We start from the raw sequence: 15,516 nt of genomic DNA, 5'->3' as shown, positions 1-15,516 counted from the left end.
CATCACCGGCATGACCCGGGCAGCCCAGGCCGAACGCACCCGTGCGGCGATCCTCACGACCGCCCGCACGCTGTTCGCCACGCACGGGTACGACGCGACGTCGTTGCAGACCATCGCGGACGAGATGGACGTGACGAAGGCGAACGTCTACTACTACTTCCGCACCAAGTCCGCGATCCTGGAAGCGTTGCTGGACAACACGATCGTCTTCTTCGAGGCATTGCTGCGGGAGACCGCGAAGATCAGGGGCAAGCGCGCCCGCGCCGAGCACATGGTCGCGGGGTTCGTCGACCAGGTCGTGGCGAACAGGGCGTTGTCGCCGCTCGGCCGGACCGATCCGAGCGTGCGCCGCAACGAGCGGATCAACGCCGAGCTGGCCCGGCTCGCCGCCGAGGCGATGCGACTGCTCTACGGCGACGACCCGACCGACGACCAGCGGGCCGCGTGGTACCTCGCGAGCGACGTCGGCCCGGTGATCGCGGGGCTGCGCCACCTGACCGACGACGAGCTGCGCGAGGTGCTCAAGCGGCTGTGCCTGCGGGTGTTGCGGGGGTGAGCACGCCGTCCACGTCCGGCATGACCGAGCCGCGGATCAGGTTCCGCACGACCGGCAGTCCGGACAGCCGCAACGCCAGGTCCCGCACCGAGATCCGCCACCGCGAACCCGGTGCCATCCAGCCGATGAACCGCCGGCCGAACTCCTGGGTGTGCTCGACCGCCGGCTTCATCCGCGCCTGGTAGCGCTCGAAGGCGCCGTCCGGATCGGCGGTCAGTTCCTCCACCAACACGTGCGCGCCGGTGAGGGCGAGCGACGCGCCGTGGCCGGCGAACAGCGACACCGCACCGCACGCGTCACCGACCAGCACGACCTTGCCCCGATGCCACGACGGCATGTCCACCTGGGACACCTCGTCGTAGTAGACGTCCTGCGGCACCACGGAAAGCAGCTCCGACGCGACCCAGCCCAGGTCGCCGAACCGGTCCCGCAACGCCGCCACTGGGTCTGCGGGCACCGCCTGCGACGAAGAGCGGTAAAGCATCAGCGCGGCCATCGAGCCGTCACGCACGGCATAGCAGCCGATCATCCGATGCGGCGCCGTCAGCATCTGGTAGCGGTACCCGATCCGCGCGCTCAGCTCCGGGTCGCGGAACGAGAACGCCGCCGTGTGGTGCCCGAGGTACCGCACGAACTCCGCCGACGGCCCGAACACCAGCTCCCTGACCGTCGAGTGCACGCCGTCCGCGCCGACCACCAGATCGAACACCGCGGCCGAACCGTCCGAGAACGTCACCCGGCCGTCGTCGATCGAGCAGACCGACAGGCCGTAGCGCACCGATGTCCGCACGTCGGCGCGGATCACGTCCGCCAGATCGCCGCGCAGCAGGCTGATCACCCCGTCGGCCACCGCCTCGTAGGCCTCCGTGGAGATCTCACCGCGCCGCCGCCCCCGTTCGTCGACGCTGGTCACCGAGGAGATCGGCGCCCGGCGCCGTTCCAGCGCGGGCAGCAGGCCCATCCGCCGCGCCACCTCGTGGCCCGGCCCGAAGAAATCGATCATGTAGCCGCCCGCGCGGAACGACGGCGCCCTCTCCACGATCAGGACGTCCCAGCCAGCGCGCTCCAGCCACCACGCCGTCGCCAGACCGGCGATCCCGGCTCCGACGATCAACGCTCTCTGTTGGTCATTCGCCTTGGGCATTTGCCCAATCTACTACGGGTGCGACTTGCCGCTGCTTCGCCCGCCTGTCCAGAGGTAGAGGCAGATGGCGACTGCAGCGAGCACACCCAGCCCGAGAAGGCCATCGGGGATGCCGCCGGATTCCTGCGGCTGCGCGACGGTCTGCGGCTGACGAGGAGGCGCGACAGGAGGCGTCGACGAGGCGGGCGCCGCGACCAGGGCGATCGGGATCGCCTTCGTGTCGCTGAAGTCGACCGCGCCGGTGGCTTCGAGCACCGTCATGTGGTCGAGCACCGTGTCCATGCAGACCTTGGCGTAGTCGCGGATCGCGGTGTTGCGCGTGCCGGTGCGGACCGAGGCGAGGAACTTGTAGACGCCACCGTGGGCCGCGCGCAGGCGGTTCGCGAAGATCCGGTCGAACTCGGGGCTGCGCGCGGGTGCCGCCGTCATCTCGTCGAGCCAGCCCTGCTGGTCGGCGTTGGGCTGCGTCGGCAACGGCACGTTCAGGGTGCGGGCGAGCTCGACGGTCCTCCTGTCCAGGTCGGCGTGCCCCTCGATGAGGTGCCGACCGGCCTCCTGCACCTTCGGGCTGGCCGACTTCTCGAGCCCCATCCGCCCGGCGGGGCCTTCCCACAACCCGGCGAGCGCCACCTTCACCAGCAGGTCGCGCCCGGCCGGCCCCATCGGCCCGAACTGGGTCGGCGTGAACTCGGGGCCCAGGTCGGGCTGGGCGAACGCGGGCGGGGCGCCCAGCAGTAACACCAAGATCGTTGCGAGTAGTGTTCGCACGAGTGCTCTCCCTTCGCTGCTGCCGGGAGGTACGGGCGAATCGGGCACCGCCGACCGTTGCACAGTGCAATGTTTATCTTTTCGTTATCTTCGCCGAGCCCTGTAGAACTAAGCGGGTGAGCGACATCGACGACCTGACCGACGCGGTCCTGACCGCGTCCCGCCTGCTGATCGCCGTGTCGGCACGATCGCTCGCGGCCGTCGAGGAGACGCTCACGCTGCCGCAGCTGCGCATGCTGGTGCTGCTCGACAGCCGCGGCCCGATCAAGCTCACCGCGCTCGCCGACCTGCTCGAGGTCAACCCCTCCACCGCGAAGCGCATGATCGACCGGCTGATCACCTCCGGCGTCGTGGAGCGCGAGCCCAACCCCGTCACCAGGCGCGAGGTCGTGGTCGTCGCGAGCGACGAGGGCCGCCGGGTCGTGGGCGAGGTGATGACCCGCAGGCGGGCCGAGATCAGCAGGATCGTGGCGCGCATGCCGGAGCACCTGCGGCACGGCCTGGTCGAGGCCCTGACCGCGTTCACCGAGGCCGGCGGCGAACCGCGCTGGTCAGCCCGCGACGAGACGCCGGAGCGGCCCCGCGACCACGCGGAAGTCGACTGACTCGTCCAACGCCCGGTGCAGCACCAGCCCGTCGATGGCCGCCCCCAGCAACAACGCGATCGCCTCGGCGTCCTTCACCCCGGCGCCGCTCAGCCAGTCGGCGACGCGTCCCCGGAAGTCCGCGACCAACGCGGCCAGGGCACCTCGCAGCTCCGGCAGCCGGTGCGCGGCGAGGAACGCCTCGGCCAGCAGCAACAACTCCGGATCGGTGCCGGTGTAGCGGGAGAGGTCGTCGAGCATGCGGTCGATGCCCGCGGCCGGTTCCGCCGACCGCAGCACGTCCGCGGCCTCGGTCAGGATCCGCTCGGCGAACCGCAGCGCGGCCGCCGACAGCAGGTCCGGCACCGATGAGAAGTGGTAGTGCACCAACGCCGCGTTGACTCCGGCGCGTTCGGCGACCAGCCGGGTGGTCACCGCACCCCAGCCGACCTCGCCCACGAGTTGGGCGGCGGCATCGAGCAGTTGTTCACGGGTGCGGCGACCACGGTCGACTGACTTGGGCACCTGACTAACTTAGCTTTCGGCCTTCTTTGTGAACGATTCGAGCACCTCAGCCCAACCACCCGAGTTGTCCTCGTGCGCCTTCGCGCGCAGCTCAGGCGTAGTGGCCAGAGCCGCGAACCCGCTCTCCACCACCCGCAGCTTCGTCCCAGAACCCTCGGGCGTGAGGGTGAACTCGACCAGCGTCGTGTTGTCCGCGCGCAACTCCTCGCCGCCGAACGCACTCGCCCACCGGTACGACACGTAGGTCTGCGGCGTCACGGTCACGACCCGCACCGGGAAGTCGCCGTACTGCTCGTTGCGGCACAGGGTGGTCTCACCCTCGACCGCCGTGCCCGAGGGCTCCGAGGCCACCCAGAACCCCGGCTCGGTCACCAGTCGCCAGACCCGCTCCAGCGGGGCCTCGATCAGGGTCTCGCGTTCGATCCGATCCACGGTCACGACAGCTCCTCCGTCCGGCACCAATTTGCAACCCCAGAGTTGCACATCCCCTGTGGACGTGCAACCCCAGGGTTGCAATTAGGGACGGGACCCAATCGAGTCGACGACCGCCGTGCCGACCGAGTAGACCGAGCGCACCGTGCCCTTCGGCAGCGTGCCGTCCTGCGCCACCGTCTCCCGGATGCCGATGAACTCGCCGTTGTACGGGTTGATGATCAGCTCCGAGAAGTGGTCGTAGTACTTGATCCCGAGAGCCACGCCCACCACACCGTCGAGGTTCACGCGCTTCTCGGTGACCACGAGTCCTGGCAGCAGAGCCAGCGCGCGGAACACGTTCGCCCGCACCTCCGCCGGCAACCGGCCGGACAGCAACCCGTTGGCCGCCACGATCAACGCCCCGGACGGATCGGTGCCGCCGTCCCGCACCATGCGCTCGTACAGGGCGCGCGGGTCGGTCGGGAGCGCCGAGACGAACTCCGGCAGCGGGTTGTTCCAGCTCCCGATCGTGCATCGGTCCGGATAGTCGGCGGCGTAGTAAGTGAACTTGCCGCAGGGCGCGCGGAACTCCTCGTCCTTGCCGCCCTGGTCCGGCCTGCCCTCGCCTTCGTGGCCCGGCACCCACTGCGGCACGACCTCGCGGGTCTGGCGTTCCAGCCACTCCTGCCGGTAGTCGGCCGGGATCCACACCTCGGTGCGCGAGCCCATCGTCCACGCCTCGTTCGTGCCGCTCCCCTCGCCGATGGACCGGTGCCGGCGGCTGACGTAGCGGTACTGGCCGGGGCCAACGGGCGCCTCCGTGACGTGTTCGGCGAGGTCGGCGGCGCGGACCAGCTGCTCGGCGGCGGTCGCGGACGGACTGCCGACGTCGACGGTCGACGCGACCAGGCCACCCACGGTCAGGACGGCGACGGCCGCCGCCGCGGCGAGCCACGGGACGCGGCGGTGCTTCACCGGCGCTGGCGCTTCGGCTCGCTCCCGCAGGGCTTGCTGCAGGGCGAGCTTGCCGGCGGCGACGTCGAACTTGGCCGGTTCCCCGAGGGCACGGGTCAGGGTCGCGTCGAGGACGCGGTCGAGGGTCTCGGGACTGTTCTTGTCAGACATGGCTGTCCCCGGTGAGGTCGCGATCTGGGGCGTGGGCGGCGGGCTCAGGCACGGCCGCCTCCGCAAAGTGGTCGAAGGCGTGGGCGGCGGGCTCAGGCACGGCCGCCTCCGCAAAGTGGTCGAAGGCGTGGGCGTCGGGCTCAGGCACGGCCGCCTCCGCAAAGTGGTCGAAGGCGTGGGCGTCGGGCTCAGGCATGGCCGCCCTCCGCGAAGTTGCTGAAGGCGTGGCCGGTGGCGGCAAGCCGCGTGCGAAGACGTGCGCGGGCGCGATGCAGCCTGGTGCGCACGGTCGCCACCGGGACGTCGAGCGCGACCCCGATCTCGGTCGGCGTCAGCTCCGCCCACGCGGTGAGCAGCAGCACCTCGCGTTCCTCCAGCCGCAGGTCGGCGAGCCACCCGGTGAGCGGCCCGGAGAGCAGGTCCGCGTCGGCCGCCGCGCTCGCCCGTTCCCCGATGTCGTCCTCGGTGGTGCGGGCCGCGTGCACCCTGTTCCAGGCACGCAGCTTGCGCTCCTCGGCACGCACGTGGTGGCGCAGGAGGTTCGTCGCGACGCCGTAGAGCCAGGCGCGCACGGCATCGGCCTCGTAGACCTGCCCGGCGCGCTTGTCCCACAGCACCAGGAACGCCTCGGACACCACGTCCTGCGCGGCGTCGGGACCGACCCGCCCGGCCACGTAGCGGTGCAACCGCTCGGCCGTCGTCTCGTACAGGTCCAGCAGCGCCGGCTCGTCCAGCACGCCGGGCGCCTGATCCGGTGTCAGCGCCACGGGCGCCACGTCGCTTCGCACAGGCCTACCTGCCCGATGGCCGGGCCGGCGTTCCCGGCGTGTGCTCACCGCCACATGGTGGGGTGCCTGATCAGATCTCGCTCGGGTACGGGTGCCGCGCGGCGAACTCCGGCGCCGTCACTCCGAAGAGAACGACGTCGTGGTGCCGTCCGGCGAAGTACTCGTGGTCGCGCAGGCGGCCCTCCTCGCGGAAGCCGAGTTTGCGGTGCAACGCGAGTGAAGGTTCGTTGAACGCCCAGACGCTCGCCTCGCACTTGTGGAACCTGCGCTCGCCGAACATGAAGTTCAGCAGCAGCGGCACCGCGTCCGAGGCGTAGCCACGTCCTTTGTGGTCGCTGCCGATCGCGACGCCGTACATGAACCGGCCGGCGCGGTGGTCCAGTTCGCTGGTGGACAGCATGCCGACGAGCACACCGTCGGCGAGCGACTCGATCGCGTACATGAACCTGTCCTGGTCGGGGTCCTTGAGCGCGGCCTGCTCCGCCCACTGGCGTTGCCGCGCGGCCGAGCGGGGCGGGTGGATCCTGTCCCCCCGCCGCATGTCGACGGAGTTCTCGTCGAACCGGTGGAAGGCCTCCCAGTCCTCCGGTTCGACGCCACGCAGCCGGACCCGTTCGCCTACCCATGCCGAGCTCATGACCTGATCAAACGACCACCCGATCGTGTTCGGCAACCCGATTACTACTATCTGGCCGGTGACCACCTACGACGATCTTGAGCACCTCGACACGTCGGTGCTGCCGGAGCGCCAGCAGAAGATCCTGGGCGCCATCCGCGACTGGGTGGTCGAGCACGGCTACTCCCCCAGCACCCGCGAGATCGGCGAGGCGGTCGGCCTGAAGTCGCCGTCGAGCGTCTCCAAGCACCTGTCCGCGTTGGAGGACAGGGGTTTCCTGCGGCGCGGCGCCTCGGTGACGCGGCCGATGGACGTGCGGATCTTCCTGCACGAGACGCCGTCGGCGGCGCCGGTCCCGGACGACTCGATCTCGGTACCCGTCGTCGGCGACATCGCCGCCGGTACGCCGATCTCCGCCGTGGAGCACGTGGACGACGTGCTGAACCTGCCGCGTGGCCTGGTCGGGCGGGGCAGCAACGTGTTCGCGCTGCGCGTGCGCGGTGACTCGATGATCGAGGCCGCGATCTGCGACGGCGACATGGTCGTCGTGCGGCAGACGCACGAGGCGTACAGCGGGCAGATCGTCGCCGCGATGATCGAGGAAGAGGCGACGGTGAAGGTCTACCAGCGCCGCAACGGCCACGTGTACCTGGAGCCGCGGAACCCGGACTATCCCGTCATCGACGGCGACAACGCTGTGATCCTCGGCATCGTCGTTTCGGTGCTCCGCAGCGTTTAGGCCGTCTTGAACAGCTGGTCGGCGACGGTCGCGCAGACCTCGGCGCCGTAGCGGTGGCCACCCGGCCTGTCCTTGAACCGCACCAGGACCGCGAGCGACCACCCGTCCCAGACCGCCAGGCACGTCACCGTCCACGTGTCGGTGTGCAGGGTCCAGCCGTTCTTGATCGCGAGCGGCTTGCCCTGCAGGGCGGGTGCCTCCGGGATGCCGAACCTGCCGTCCGAGGCGATGTCGCGCATCATCGCGACGAGTTTGTCCCTCCACTCCGGACTGATGCCCGGCCCGTCCACCAGGCACTCGCCGAGCCTGGCCGCGTCCATCGCGGAGACCGTGGTCTTCGACCACCAGCCGGGCGTGATCCGGGTGTCGGCCAGCCGGCAGGTGCCGATCAGGCGCCGGACGCTCGCGTCCCCGCCGAGCTGGAGGTAGAACCGCTGCGCGATCTGGTCGTCGCTGTCGCGGATCATCTTCGCCAGCGCGCTCTCGTCGGCCGGTGACACCACCGATCTCCGGGAGGCGACGAAGTCCAGCGCGATCCACACCTTGATCATCGATTCGGTGTTCGTGCGGGCGGTGCCTCCGCTCAGATCGGTTCCGTTGCCGCGCAACGCCCAGGCGTACTCGCCGTCGACCTGGACGTCCACCGCGGCCGCGTTGGGCTGCCAGGACTGCTCGGCCACTTTGGACGGCGGCGGGGCCGGGTCCGGCGGGCGGACCGGTGGCGGGGGTTGCTGGCAGGCGCTGAGCAGCAGCGCGAGAACGATCAACCTCTTCATGCCGGCGATGCAAACCCCGCCGCGATGAAGAAATGACGAACCACCGGTCCCGCCGACGTTCGATCGGGCGAATTGACGGCGTCAGCATCGCGTCTTCATCGATGCTTCACGGCCGTGCCGCAAGCTTGGCTGGTGAGCGCACGCATCCTGGTGGCCGACGACGACCCGAAGCAGTCACACCTGATCAGGGCGTACCTGGAACACGAGGGTCACAGCGTGCTGGTGGCCAGGGACGGCCGGACCGCGCTGGACCTCGCGCGGTCGCGCACACCGGACCTGGTGGTGCTCGACGTGATGATGCCCGAGGTGGACGGCCTCGACGTGTGCCGCGTGCTGCGCGCCGAGTCGCCCGTGCCGATCCTGATGCTGACCGCGCGGGCGACCGAGGCGGATCTGCTGCTGGGGCTCGATCTCGGTGCGGACGACTACGTGGCGAAGCCGTACAGCCCGCGCGAACTGGTGGCGCGCGTGCGGGCGTTGCTGCGGCGATCCGGGGTCCCGGACGCGGCCGGCCCGATCCGAGCGCTCGACGTGGAGGTCGACCCGGAGCGGTTCGAGGCGCGGGTCGGCGGGGAACTGGTGGTGCTGACCGCGAAGGAGTTCGAGCTGCTGCGCGTACTCGCGGCCGCGCCGGGCCGGGCGTTCACGCGGGCGCAGTTGTTGCAGGAGATGTTCGGGTTCGACCACAACGTGCAGGAGCGCACGATCGACGCGCACGTGATGAACCTGCGGCGCAAGATCGAACCGGACCCGGCGGTCCCCCGGTACGTGCTGACCGTGCCCGGTCGCGGCTACAAGTTCGCCGGATGAGCCGGTTCGCGCTCAAGGTCGCCGCGCTGGTCGTGGTGACGGTCGTGACCGCGGTGGCGGCCACCACGTGGCTCACGCTGCGCGAGACGACCCGTCAGGTGGAGAAGTCCGCCGAGATCGCCTGGCAGGAACTGGACGCCGTGGTGCAGGAGGTGACGATCTACGGGCTGCTCCGCGGTTCGTGGGACGGCGTGGGCGAGATCCTGCCGCCGCTGGCCGCGCGACTGGGTGAGCGGGTCAGGGTGGTCACCCAGGACGGCGTGGTGCTGGCCGACACCCAGCCAGGCCCCGCGCCGCGGCAGAGCGTGCCGGTGCAGACCCGTGCGGAGCAGAGGGTCACGACCGAGTCCAATGCCCTCTGGGCACTCCACAGCTACCAGTCGGAGCTCGACACCGCCCGGTGCGTGCAGAAGCAGGGCGTGGGGCTGAGGATCGTCACGCGCTCCGGCGGCGGGATCGGGTTCGAGCCCGTGCAGCCGATGCAGGATTGCTCGGTCGGCAAGGCGCAGCTGTCCACCGAAGTGGACCGGCTGGGGTGCGGGGAGGACGTCGCCTGTGTGCGGCGGGAGTTCGCCGCCCGGCTCGCCGCGATCACGCCACCGCCGGTGCTCGTGCAGGCCGGCGTGGCGGACCAGCCGCAGCAGGCGCGGATCGCGGTGCTGCCGATCCTCGGCGGTGCCGGGCTGGTCACCGTGCTGGCGCTGGTCGCGTCACTGCTGATCACCCGGCGGGCGTTGCGGCCGATCAGTGCGCTGGCGGCCTCCTCGCGCCGGCTCGGTTCCGGCGACCTGACCCAGCGGGTGCCGGAGAAGGGCAGCGGTGACCTGGCCGAGCTGACCCGCGCGTTCAACGGGATGGCCGACTCCCTGCAACGCAGCCGGGAGCAGCAGCACCACATGATCGCCGACATCGCGCACGAGCTGCGGACCCCGCTCGCGAACATCCGGGGATACGTCGAGGGTGTGCGTGACGGCGTGCTGACCGCCGACGACGAGCTGTACCGGTCGCTGCACGAGGAAGCCCTGTTGCAGCAACGCCTGGTCGACGACCTGCAGGAGCTGGCGCTGGCCGAGGCGGGGTCGCTGGTCTACCACCGGTCCGCCGTGGACCTGGCCGAGCTGCTGGCCGCGGTGCGCCTGCCGGCCGGCACGGTCCCGCTGGTGCTCGACGCGCCGGAACCCGTTGTGGTGCAGGCGGATCAGGACAGGCTGCGCCAGGTCGTCGGCAACCTGGTCACCAACGCGGCGCGGGCGGCCCCGAGCGTCATCACGTTGCGCTGCCGGGCCGACGGGGCCTGGGCGGTGATCGAGGTCGTCGACGACGGCACCGGGATCGCCGCCGAGCACCTGCCGCACGTGTTCGACCGGTTCTGGCGGGCGGACACAGCTCGCGGGCGGGACACGGGTGGCCGCGGGCTCGGGCTGGCGATCGCGCGGGAGATCATCACCGCGCACGGCGGCTCGATCTCCGTGGCGAGCGTTCTGGGTACCGGCACGACGTTCACGGTGCGCCTGCCGCTAGAGAACGCCCCACTCCCGTGACTTCAGGTGCTCCACGACCGTCTCGACCACCGGCGTCAACGGGCCGCGGGTGACCAGGTAGAGGGTGTTCAGAGGGGAGATCTCCGCGTGGTGCAGGAGTTCCACCGATCCGGCGGCCAGAGCGGGTTCGGCCAGGTAGCGCGGCAACGCGGACACGCCCGCGCCGGCGATGACCGCGGCCAGCACCGCCCGCAGGTCCGGCACGACGACGGCGGTCGCGTTCTTCGGCCGCGTGCCGAACTCGCTGCGCCAGTACCGGCGGATGATCGGCAACTCCGGCGAGTAGGCGACGAGCGGCAGGTGCTCCAGCGCGCGTGCCGGGTCCTCGCCGAGCAGCGCCTGGTCGACGGTCCTTGCCAGCACCGGCGGCCCGACCAGCAGGAACTCCTCGTCGGCGAACGGGGTGGCCGCGAAGCCCGCGCCCGGCCGGACCGACGACAACACGATGTCGATCTGGGCGGCCTTGAGGGCGTTGAGGAGGTCGTTCGCCAGGCCGAGCGTGACCTCGATCCGGACACCGCGCTGGGTCAGCGGGGCGAGCGCGGGCAGCCCGCGGGCCGTCATGAACTCGGCCGCTCCCCCGATCCGCACCGTGCCCGCGGCCGCCGCGACCGGGTCGAGCGCGGACCTGAGCTGGTCGACGTGCACCCCGACGCGGCGGGCCAGGTCGTCGGCGCGGGGTGTGGGCGTGACGCCGCGGCTGCCGCGGACGAACAGCGGCTCGCCCAGGTCCTTCTCCAGCCGGGCGAGCTGACCGCTCACCGCGGGCTGGGTCAGGCCCCGCCGAGCAGCCGCGACGGTGATCGAGCCGCCCCGGTAGATCTCCAGGAACGTCGCCAGCAGGTCCAGGTCGGTCACGTCAACTCCCCGGAGGTGTCCCAGCCATAAGCCAGCTTATACCTCTGCCGTCTCGTATGGATGATCCGTGATGGGATCGCTGTTGTGCCGAGCAAGCATTCATTGAGAGAGGAACGCATGATGAAGAAGGTCCTGATGGTCGTGTCCGGCGCCGACGCGCTGACGATGGCGGACGGCACGAGCCACCCCACGGGGTTCTGGGCCGAGGAAGTGGTCGAGTCGGTGCGCGTGCTGCGCGAGGCCGGTCTCGAGGTCACCATCGCGACGCCCGGCGGTGTCGTGCCGACCGTCGACAAGGCGAGCCTCGACGGCACGTTCGACGAAGCCGTTGCGTCGCTGGAGGATCTGCGCGCACCGGCGACCCTGGCCGCGATGAACGCCGCGGACTTCGACGCCATCTACCTGCCGGGCGGCCACGGCCCGATGGCGGACCTGGCGTTCGACCAGACGCTCGGCGCGTTGCTGGCCGACTTCCACGACAGCGGCAAGCTCGTCGCCGCCCTGTGCCACGGCCCGGCCGGCCTGCTGAGCGCGGTCCGCGCGGACGGCACGTTCGTCTTCGCCGGCAAGGAAATGGCCGTCTTCAGCGACGAGGAGGAGCGCCAGGGTGGCCTGAACGTCCCCTACTCGGTCGCCGGCCGGCTGGCGGAGCTGGGCGGGCGCCTGGCGTCGGGTGCACCGTGGTCGAGCACGGTGGTCGTGGACGGCAGGTTCGTCACCGGCCAGAACCCGCAGTCCACCGTGGCCACCGCGACCCAGGTCGCCGCACTGATCTAACGGAGCGCGGCGGTGATCCGCAGGATCAGGGCCTTCTCGTCGGCCCTGGTCGCCGGGAGCTCGCTCGGCGCGTTGTCCCAGTCGACGTCGCCCAGGTCCAGCGCGCCGCCCACGGCGAACCAGTTCTCCATCTCGTTCGCCGTGGGCCGCATCAGCTGGTGCACGAGATCGAACCGCACCGTGGTGTGCTGAGCGAGCAATGCCGCGTCGTAGAGGTCCTTGGCCTGCGGCCACTTGTCGCTCAGGAGCCACTGGATCTTCCACGCGAGCGACAGCTCCTGGTTCGCGGCGAGCAGGGTCGTGCCGGCGATCTCCAGGAGCTCCGGCTCGACCGGCAGCTCCTCGTTGAACACCAGGTCGATCTGGATCGCGCCGCTCGGCAGCCCCTCGACGTCGAACGGGAACACCAGCCTCAGGCCGGGCACCCGGTCGTAGGTCCAGATGTCCTCGGTGGCGGCCTCCTCCGGCCTCAGTCCGGGGCCGGGGTCGTCGTACACCAGCCCCACGAGGCCGCCGATCAGCCGCCCGGCCTCCCTGCCGTCGACCGTGATGCCGGGCGGCGTGACCACGAAGTCGAGGTCACCGGGCTCGCGCGCGGCGGCGCCGAACCACTCCCGCATCACGGCGCTGCCGCGCAGCACCAGGTTGTCGCGCCACTCCGAGCCGCCGATGAGGCCCAGGAGATGTGCCATGGCCTTCCGCCGCGCGTCGAGCCACCTCGCACCCTGCTCCTGGTCGCCGAACTTCGGCTCGCCACCGCGGAAAGCGTGGTCGAAGTGCTTGAGCGCCGGATCGAACACAGCGCGCTGCTTGATGTCGTGGCTCGGCTTGATCACGAGCGGCTGGTAGGTGCGCGGAAAGCCGTCCACCCCCGGCGGTGCCTGCCGCAGCCGCTCGTCACTGGTGCTGAAGTCGTACCTGCCTTCGAACCAGCCCTTGTCGACGTGCAGCGCGTCGTCGTCGACGACGTACTCCTCCTCGATCTCCAGCACCTCGAACTGCTGCAGATCGTCGAGCAGCGCCTGGAGTTGTGCTTTCGCCGTGGCACGACCCACGCCGAAGCACCGCTGGGTGACGAACCGCTCCTCCGCGTAGTCCTCCCGGCGACGACGAGCGTTGCGGGAGATGTGCGCGTTGTGAGACTCGACGGTCACCAGGACGTCTCGGTGCCACTGTCCCCTCAGCAGCAGCTTCACGTGGTGCTCGAAGTACAGCGCGGGATCGGCGTCCTCATCGGACTGCGGCACCCCCTCGTTCCACGGCGCCGCCTCGATCTTGATCCGCACCACGTACAACTCGGCCGCGAGCATGCGCGCACGCCAGCCGTCCGCGACGGCCCGCACCTCGTCGAGCGTGCCCTTGACGCCGATCGTCAGCATCGGCTGCGATGGCATCTCGCCGCGGTGCAGCTCGATGTGGCTGAACTTGACGCCGTGCTCCCCGGCGAACGCCGCCAGCTCGTCGACCTGCCACTCCGACCCGGTCAGGTGCAGCTCGAACTCACCCGAATACATGGCGGCAGACCTTAGCCGAGCAGAACCTGCAACACACACAACAAATACAGCAGCACCGGACCCCGGCTCAGCTGCACGAGCAGGCCGAGCGGCACCGGCCCGAGCACCCCGAAGTCGATCGCGGCGACGCTGTAGTCGAGCGGTGGCCTGGTCGCGATCCGGTAGACCACGGCGACCGCCCCGGCCGCGGACACCGCCGCGTTGAGCCAGGAGACGTGCGGGGTGAACGTCGCTGTCGCCACGCACCACACCACCGCGCCGCAGGCGGGCACGACCAGGTGCGCGGCACGCAGCGACCGGTCCGGCACCCCCAGGGTCCGCCGCAGCGCCGGTGACCGGCAGACGGCTTTGAGACCGGCGGCCAGCCGGTCGGTGGCGAGGAACGCGGCGACGAGATGCACCGCGGGCACCCAGCCGACCTCGCCCCCGAGCGCCACCAACGCGGGAAACGGCAGCAATGCGGCCCAGACCAGCAGTGCGTTCGGCGCCCGTCGTGCGCGCAGCACGTCCGTCCACATCAGCACGGTCAGCCGTGATCCCCGCACTCGCGCCGACCTCACCCGGCCGAGCGCCTCCGCAGGTCGCTCCGCCAGGATCGCCCCCAGCAGGGCCAGGTCGAACCACGCCACCGACACCCGCACCACCGCCGCGAGCGAAGCACCAGCGGTCAGATCAGCACGGTGCAGGTGCCGCAACGACAAGACCGCGATCAGGCCCAGCACAACGGCGACCGGTGTCAGCCAGACCGCGACCGTGAGATCACCAGGCCCGGTGTAGGCGCCCAAGACGTTGGCGCACAACAACAGCACGACCAACCCGGCGACAACACTCAGCCAAGCCTGAGGGCGCACCCGCAAGCGTTGCAACACCACCGCACCCGCCACCACAACCAACCCGGCCGCCGCCGACCCCACGAACAGCACCGGTCCCAGCGGTGAGCTCGCCCCCACCACCCCGAACACAGCCGCAGGCCACACCGCCCCCACCGCCGCACCGAGCCCAAGCAGCCCGAACAACCGCGGCAACAGCAACGCGGCCCGGTCCACCGGCGTGCTCAGCACCCAGAACACCCGATCCCGCCCCGCGAACACCGGCCCGAACGCCAGCAGCACCTTGAGCAGCACGACCGCCGCCAGCACGGACAGCCACAGGGCGGTCCACCCGTCCGCCTGCCCGGTCTTGCCCAGCCCCTCGCCCGCGAGACCCCAGCCGACCGCTCCGACGATCGCCACGTTCACCAGCCGCTCGTACAGGCGGGCCAGCCGGAACCGCCACGGCAGAGGTGCGGGCTTCAGCCTGCGGCGGACATCGACAGCCGACGGCATCACAGGCTGACGGTCCGGTCGGCGACCGCCTCGACGAGGTCGTGGTCGTGCGACGCGAACACGACAGCCACCCCGGCCGCCTTCTCCGCCTTGAGCCGCTCGCGCAGCCACGTCCTGCCCTGCGCGTCGAGCCGCTGCTCGGGTTCGTCCAGCACCAGCAGTCCGCGCGGCCGCACGAAGCACGAGGCGAGGCCCAGCCGATGCCGCTGCCCGCTCGACAACGTGGGCGGCAGCTGGTCCCGCACCGCGGTCAGCCCCAGTTCCCCCACGACGTCGAGCACGTCCCGTTCGGCCTCCGGCGTGGCGTGCAACCACGCCAGCAGCCGCAGGTGCTCCACCACGGACAGGTCCGGGAAGTAGTCGGCGTCGTCGAGCAGCGAGGCGGTGAGTGCGCGGAACGACGCGGACGCCTCGTCCCGCGGCACGCCGTCGACCAGCACCTCGCCGCCGTCCTGGGTCTCGGCCCCGACCAGGCACTTGAGCAACGTCGACTTGCCGGAGCCGTTGCTGCCGACGACCGCCACGGCCTCCCCCGCCGCGACAACGAACCCGAGGCCGGCGAACACGGGGTCGTCGCCGTAGCTCTTGCGGAGTTCCCGCACCTCAAGCATGTGATCAGGGTAGTGGGAATAGGTCAGGGCCTCAGGCGTTAAGGT

19 protein-coding genes are annotated in these 15,516 nt (G+C 70.8%); 6 read left to right on the top strand and 13 right to left on the bottom strand.

The annotated features are described in order from the left end of the window. Positions 1–10: 10 nt before the first annotated feature. Complete coding sequence (locus tag ACIA8G_RS03435; RefSeq protein ID WP_396416640.1) at positions 11–556, top strand: TetR/AcrR family transcriptional regulator; 546 nt, start codon at positions 11–13, stop codon at positions 554–556. Here the strand turns inward: ACIA8G_RS03435 and ACIA8G_RS03430 are convergent. Beyond that, positions 522–1,700 carry an FAD-dependent oxidoreductase gene (locus ACIA8G_RS03430; protein WP_396416639.1) on the bottom strand — a complete coding sequence of 393 codons (1,179 nt, stop codon included), beginning with the start codon at positions 1,698–1,700 and terminating at the stop codon, positions 522–524. The two genes, ACIA8G_RS03435 and ACIA8G_RS03430, sit on opposite strands and share 35 nt — an antisense overlap. A gap of 12 nt (positions 1,701–1,712) precedes the next feature. After that, positions 1,713–2,468, bottom strand: coding sequence for a DUF4142 domain-containing protein (locus ACIA8G_RS03425; protein WP_396416638.1), 756 nt, complete (start codon positions 2,466–2,468; stop codon positions 1,713–1,715). A gap of 116 nt (positions 2,469–2,584) precedes the next feature. On the opposite strand from ACIA8G_RS03425, the gene ACIA8G_RS03420 reads away from it, so the two are divergent. Then, positions 2,585–3,073 (top strand): MarR family winged helix-turn-helix transcriptional regulator, encoded by a 489-nt coding sequence (locus ACIA8G_RS03420; protein ID WP_396416637.1) that lies wholly within the window; start codon positions 2,585–2,587, stop codon positions 3,071–3,073. On the opposite strand, the gene ACIA8G_RS03415 is transcribed toward ACIA8G_RS03420, so the two are convergent. The 6 genes from ACIA8G_RS03415 to ACIA8G_RS03390 all read right to left on the bottom strand — a co-directional run bounded on the left by ACIA8G_RS03415 (position 3,020) and on the right by ACIA8G_RS03390 (position 6,541). Next, on the bottom strand, positions 3,020–3,577 hold the full coding sequence (locus tag ACIA8G_RS03415) for a TetR/AcrR family transcriptional regulator (RefSeq protein ID WP_396416636.1): 558 nt from the start codon (positions 3,575–3,577) through the stop codon (positions 3,020–3,022). The two genes, ACIA8G_RS03420 and ACIA8G_RS03415, sit on opposite strands and share 54 nt — an antisense overlap. A 9-nt stretch (positions 3,578–3,586) precedes the next feature. After that, positions 3,587–4,015 (bottom strand): SRPBCC domain-containing protein, encoded by a 429-nt coding sequence (locus ACIA8G_RS03410; protein ID WP_396416635.1) that lies wholly within the window; start codon positions 4,013–4,015, stop codon positions 3,587–3,589. Between the two features lie 78 nt (positions 4,016–4,093). Further along, positions 4,094–5,116 (bottom strand): CU044_5270 family protein, encoded by a 1,023-nt coding sequence (locus ACIA8G_RS03405; protein ID WP_396416634.1) that lies wholly within the window; start codon positions 5,114–5,116, stop codon positions 4,094–4,096. Further along, positions 5,109–5,312, bottom strand: a complete 204-nt coding sequence (locus tag ACIA8G_RS03400) for a hypothetical protein (RefSeq protein ID WP_396416633.1) — start codon at positions 5,310–5,312, stop codon at positions 5,109–5,111. Before ACIA8G_RS03400 ends, ACIA8G_RS03405 begins: the two co-directional genes overlap by 8 nt. After that, on the bottom strand, positions 5,305–5,904 hold the full coding sequence (locus ACIA8G_RS03395) for an RNA polymerase sigma factor (protein WP_396416632.1): 600 nt from the start codon (positions 5,902–5,904) through the stop codon (positions 5,305–5,307). The genes ACIA8G_RS03400 and ACIA8G_RS03395 overlap by 8 nt, the downstream gene beginning before the upstream one ends. 70 nt (positions 5,905–5,974) lie before the next feature. Continuing rightward, a complete protein-coding gene (locus ACIA8G_RS03390) occupies positions 5,975–6,541 on the bottom strand; it encodes a GNAT family N-acetyltransferase (protein WP_396416631.1) in 567 nt (188 codons plus the stop codon). 58 nt (positions 6,542–6,599) lie between these two features. Between ACIA8G_RS03390 and lexA the strand changes: the two genes are divergently transcribed. Continuing rightward, a complete protein-coding gene (gene lexA, locus ACIA8G_RS03385) occupies positions 6,600–7,259 on the top strand; it encodes a transcriptional repressor LexA (protein WP_396416630.1) in 660 nt (219 codons plus the stop codon). On the opposite strand, the gene ACIA8G_RS03380 is transcribed toward lexA, so the two are convergent. Further along, entirely contained in the window at positions 7,256–8,035 is a 780-nt protein-coding gene (locus ACIA8G_RS03380) for a hypothetical protein (protein WP_396416629.1), read from the bottom strand. The genes lexA and ACIA8G_RS03380 overlap by 4 nt on opposite strands. Before the next feature lie 132 nt (positions 8,036–8,167). Here ACIA8G_RS03380 and ACIA8G_RS03375 point away from each other — a divergent pair, with 132 nt between their 5' ends. Together ACIA8G_RS03375 and ACIA8G_RS03370 are read left to right on the top strand one after the other, a co-directional pair. Beyond that, positions 8,168–8,845, top strand: coding sequence for a response regulator transcription factor (locus ACIA8G_RS03375; protein WP_396416628.1), 678 nt, complete (start codon positions 8,168–8,170; stop codon positions 8,843–8,845). Continuing rightward, a complete protein-coding gene (locus ACIA8G_RS03370; RefSeq protein ID WP_396416627.1) occupies positions 8,842–10,386 on the top strand; it encodes a sensor histidine kinase in 1,545 nt (514 codons plus the stop codon). The genes ACIA8G_RS03375 and ACIA8G_RS03370 overlap by 4 nt, the downstream gene beginning before the upstream one ends. On the opposite strand, the gene ACIA8G_RS03365 is transcribed toward ACIA8G_RS03370, so the two are convergent. Beyond that, positions 10,363–11,244 (bottom strand): LysR family transcriptional regulator, encoded by an 882-nt coding sequence (locus tag ACIA8G_RS03365; protein ID WP_396416626.1) that lies wholly within the window; start codon positions 11,242–11,244, stop codon positions 10,363–10,365. The genes ACIA8G_RS03370 and ACIA8G_RS03365 overlap by 24 nt on opposite strands. 117 nt (positions 11,245–11,361) lie before the next feature. Between ACIA8G_RS03365 and ACIA8G_RS03360 the strand changes: the two genes are divergently transcribed. Beyond that, entirely contained in the window at positions 11,362–12,021 is a 660-nt protein-coding gene (locus ACIA8G_RS03360) for a type 1 glutamine amidotransferase domain-containing protein (RefSeq protein ID WP_396416625.1), read from the top strand. Here the strand turns inward: ACIA8G_RS03360 and ACIA8G_RS03355 are convergent. The 3 genes from ACIA8G_RS03355 to ACIA8G_RS03345 are packed head-to-tail and all read right to left on the bottom strand — an operon-like array spanning position 12,018 to position 15,471. Next, a complete protein-coding gene (locus ACIA8G_RS03355; protein WP_396416624.1) occupies positions 12,018–13,535 on the bottom strand; it encodes a nucleotidyl transferase AbiEii/AbiGii toxin family protein in 1,518 nt (505 codons plus the stop codon). The two genes, ACIA8G_RS03360 and ACIA8G_RS03355, sit on opposite strands and share 4 nt — an antisense overlap. Positions 13,536–13,546: 11 nt before the next feature. After that, the gene (locus ACIA8G_RS03350; protein WP_396417307.1) at positions 13,547–14,860 is read right to left on the bottom strand and encodes a DUF6297 family protein; all 1,314 of its coding nucleotides are present in this window, start codon (positions 14,858–14,860) and stop codon (positions 13,547–13,549) included. Then, on the bottom strand, positions 14,860–15,471 hold the full coding sequence (locus tag ACIA8G_RS03345; protein ID WP_396416623.1) for an ATP-binding cassette domain-containing protein: 612 nt from the start codon (positions 15,469–15,471) through the stop codon (positions 14,860–14,862). Before ACIA8G_RS03345 ends, ACIA8G_RS03350 begins: the two co-directional genes overlap by 1 nt. Positions 15,472–15,516: the final 45 nt, after the last annotated feature.

The organism is Lentzea sp. NPDC051213 (assembly GCF_044455585.1).
Taxonomy (GTDB): Bacteria; Actinomycetota; Actinomycetes; order Mycobacteriales; family Pseudonocardiaceae; genus Lentzea.
The sequence above is the reverse complement of the archived record's forward strand: the minus strand, read 5'-3'. Positions and strand labels throughout refer to the sequence as shown.

Bases quoted from the DNA above. Each gene is read 5' to 3' on its own strand.
- ACIA8G_RS03360 (WP_396416625.1), top strand. From the start codon at position 11,362: ATGATGAAGAAGGTCCTGATGGTCGTGTCCGGCGCCGACGCGCTGACG.
- ACIA8G_RS03345 (WP_396416623.1), bottom strand. From the start codon at position 15,471: ATGCTTGAGGTGCGGGAACTCCGCAAGAGCTACGGCGACGACCCCGTG.
- ACIA8G_RS03380 (WP_396416629.1), bottom strand. From the start codon at position 8,035: ATGAAGAGGTTGATCGTTCTCGCGCTGCTGCTCAGCGCCTGCCAGCAA.
- ACIA8G_RS03370 (WP_396416627.1), top strand. From the start codon at position 8,842: ATGAGCCGGTTCGCGCTCAAGGTCGCCGCGCTGGTCGTGGTGACGGTC.
- ACIA8G_RS03390 (WP_396416631.1), bottom strand. From the start codon at position 6,541: ATGAGCTCGGCATGGGTAGGCGAACGGGTCCGGCTGCGTGGCGTCGAA.
- ACIA8G_RS03435 (WP_396416640.1), top strand. From the start codon at position 11: ATGACCCGGGCAGCCCAGGCCGAACGCACCCGTGCGGCGATCCTCACG.
- ACIA8G_RS03430 (WP_396416639.1), bottom strand. From the start codon at position 1,700: ATGCCCAAGGCGAATGACCAACAGAGAGCGTTGATCGTCGGAGCCGGG.
- ACIA8G_RS03400 (WP_396416633.1), bottom strand. From the start codon at position 5,312: ATGCCTGAGCCCGACGCCCACGCCTTCGACCACTTTGCGGAGGCGGCC.
- ACIA8G_RS03405 (WP_396416634.1), bottom strand. From the start codon at position 5,116: ATGTCTGACAAGAACAGTCCCGAGACCCTCGACCGCGTCCTCGACGCG.
- ACIA8G_RS03350 (WP_396417307.1), bottom strand. From the start codon at position 14,860: ATGCCGTCGGCTGTCGATGTCCGCCGCAGGCTGAAGCCCGCACCTCTG.
- ACIA8G_RS03355 (WP_396416624.1), bottom strand. From the start codon at position 13,535: ATGTATTCGGGTGAGTTCGAGCTGCACCTGACCGGGTCGGAGTGGCAG.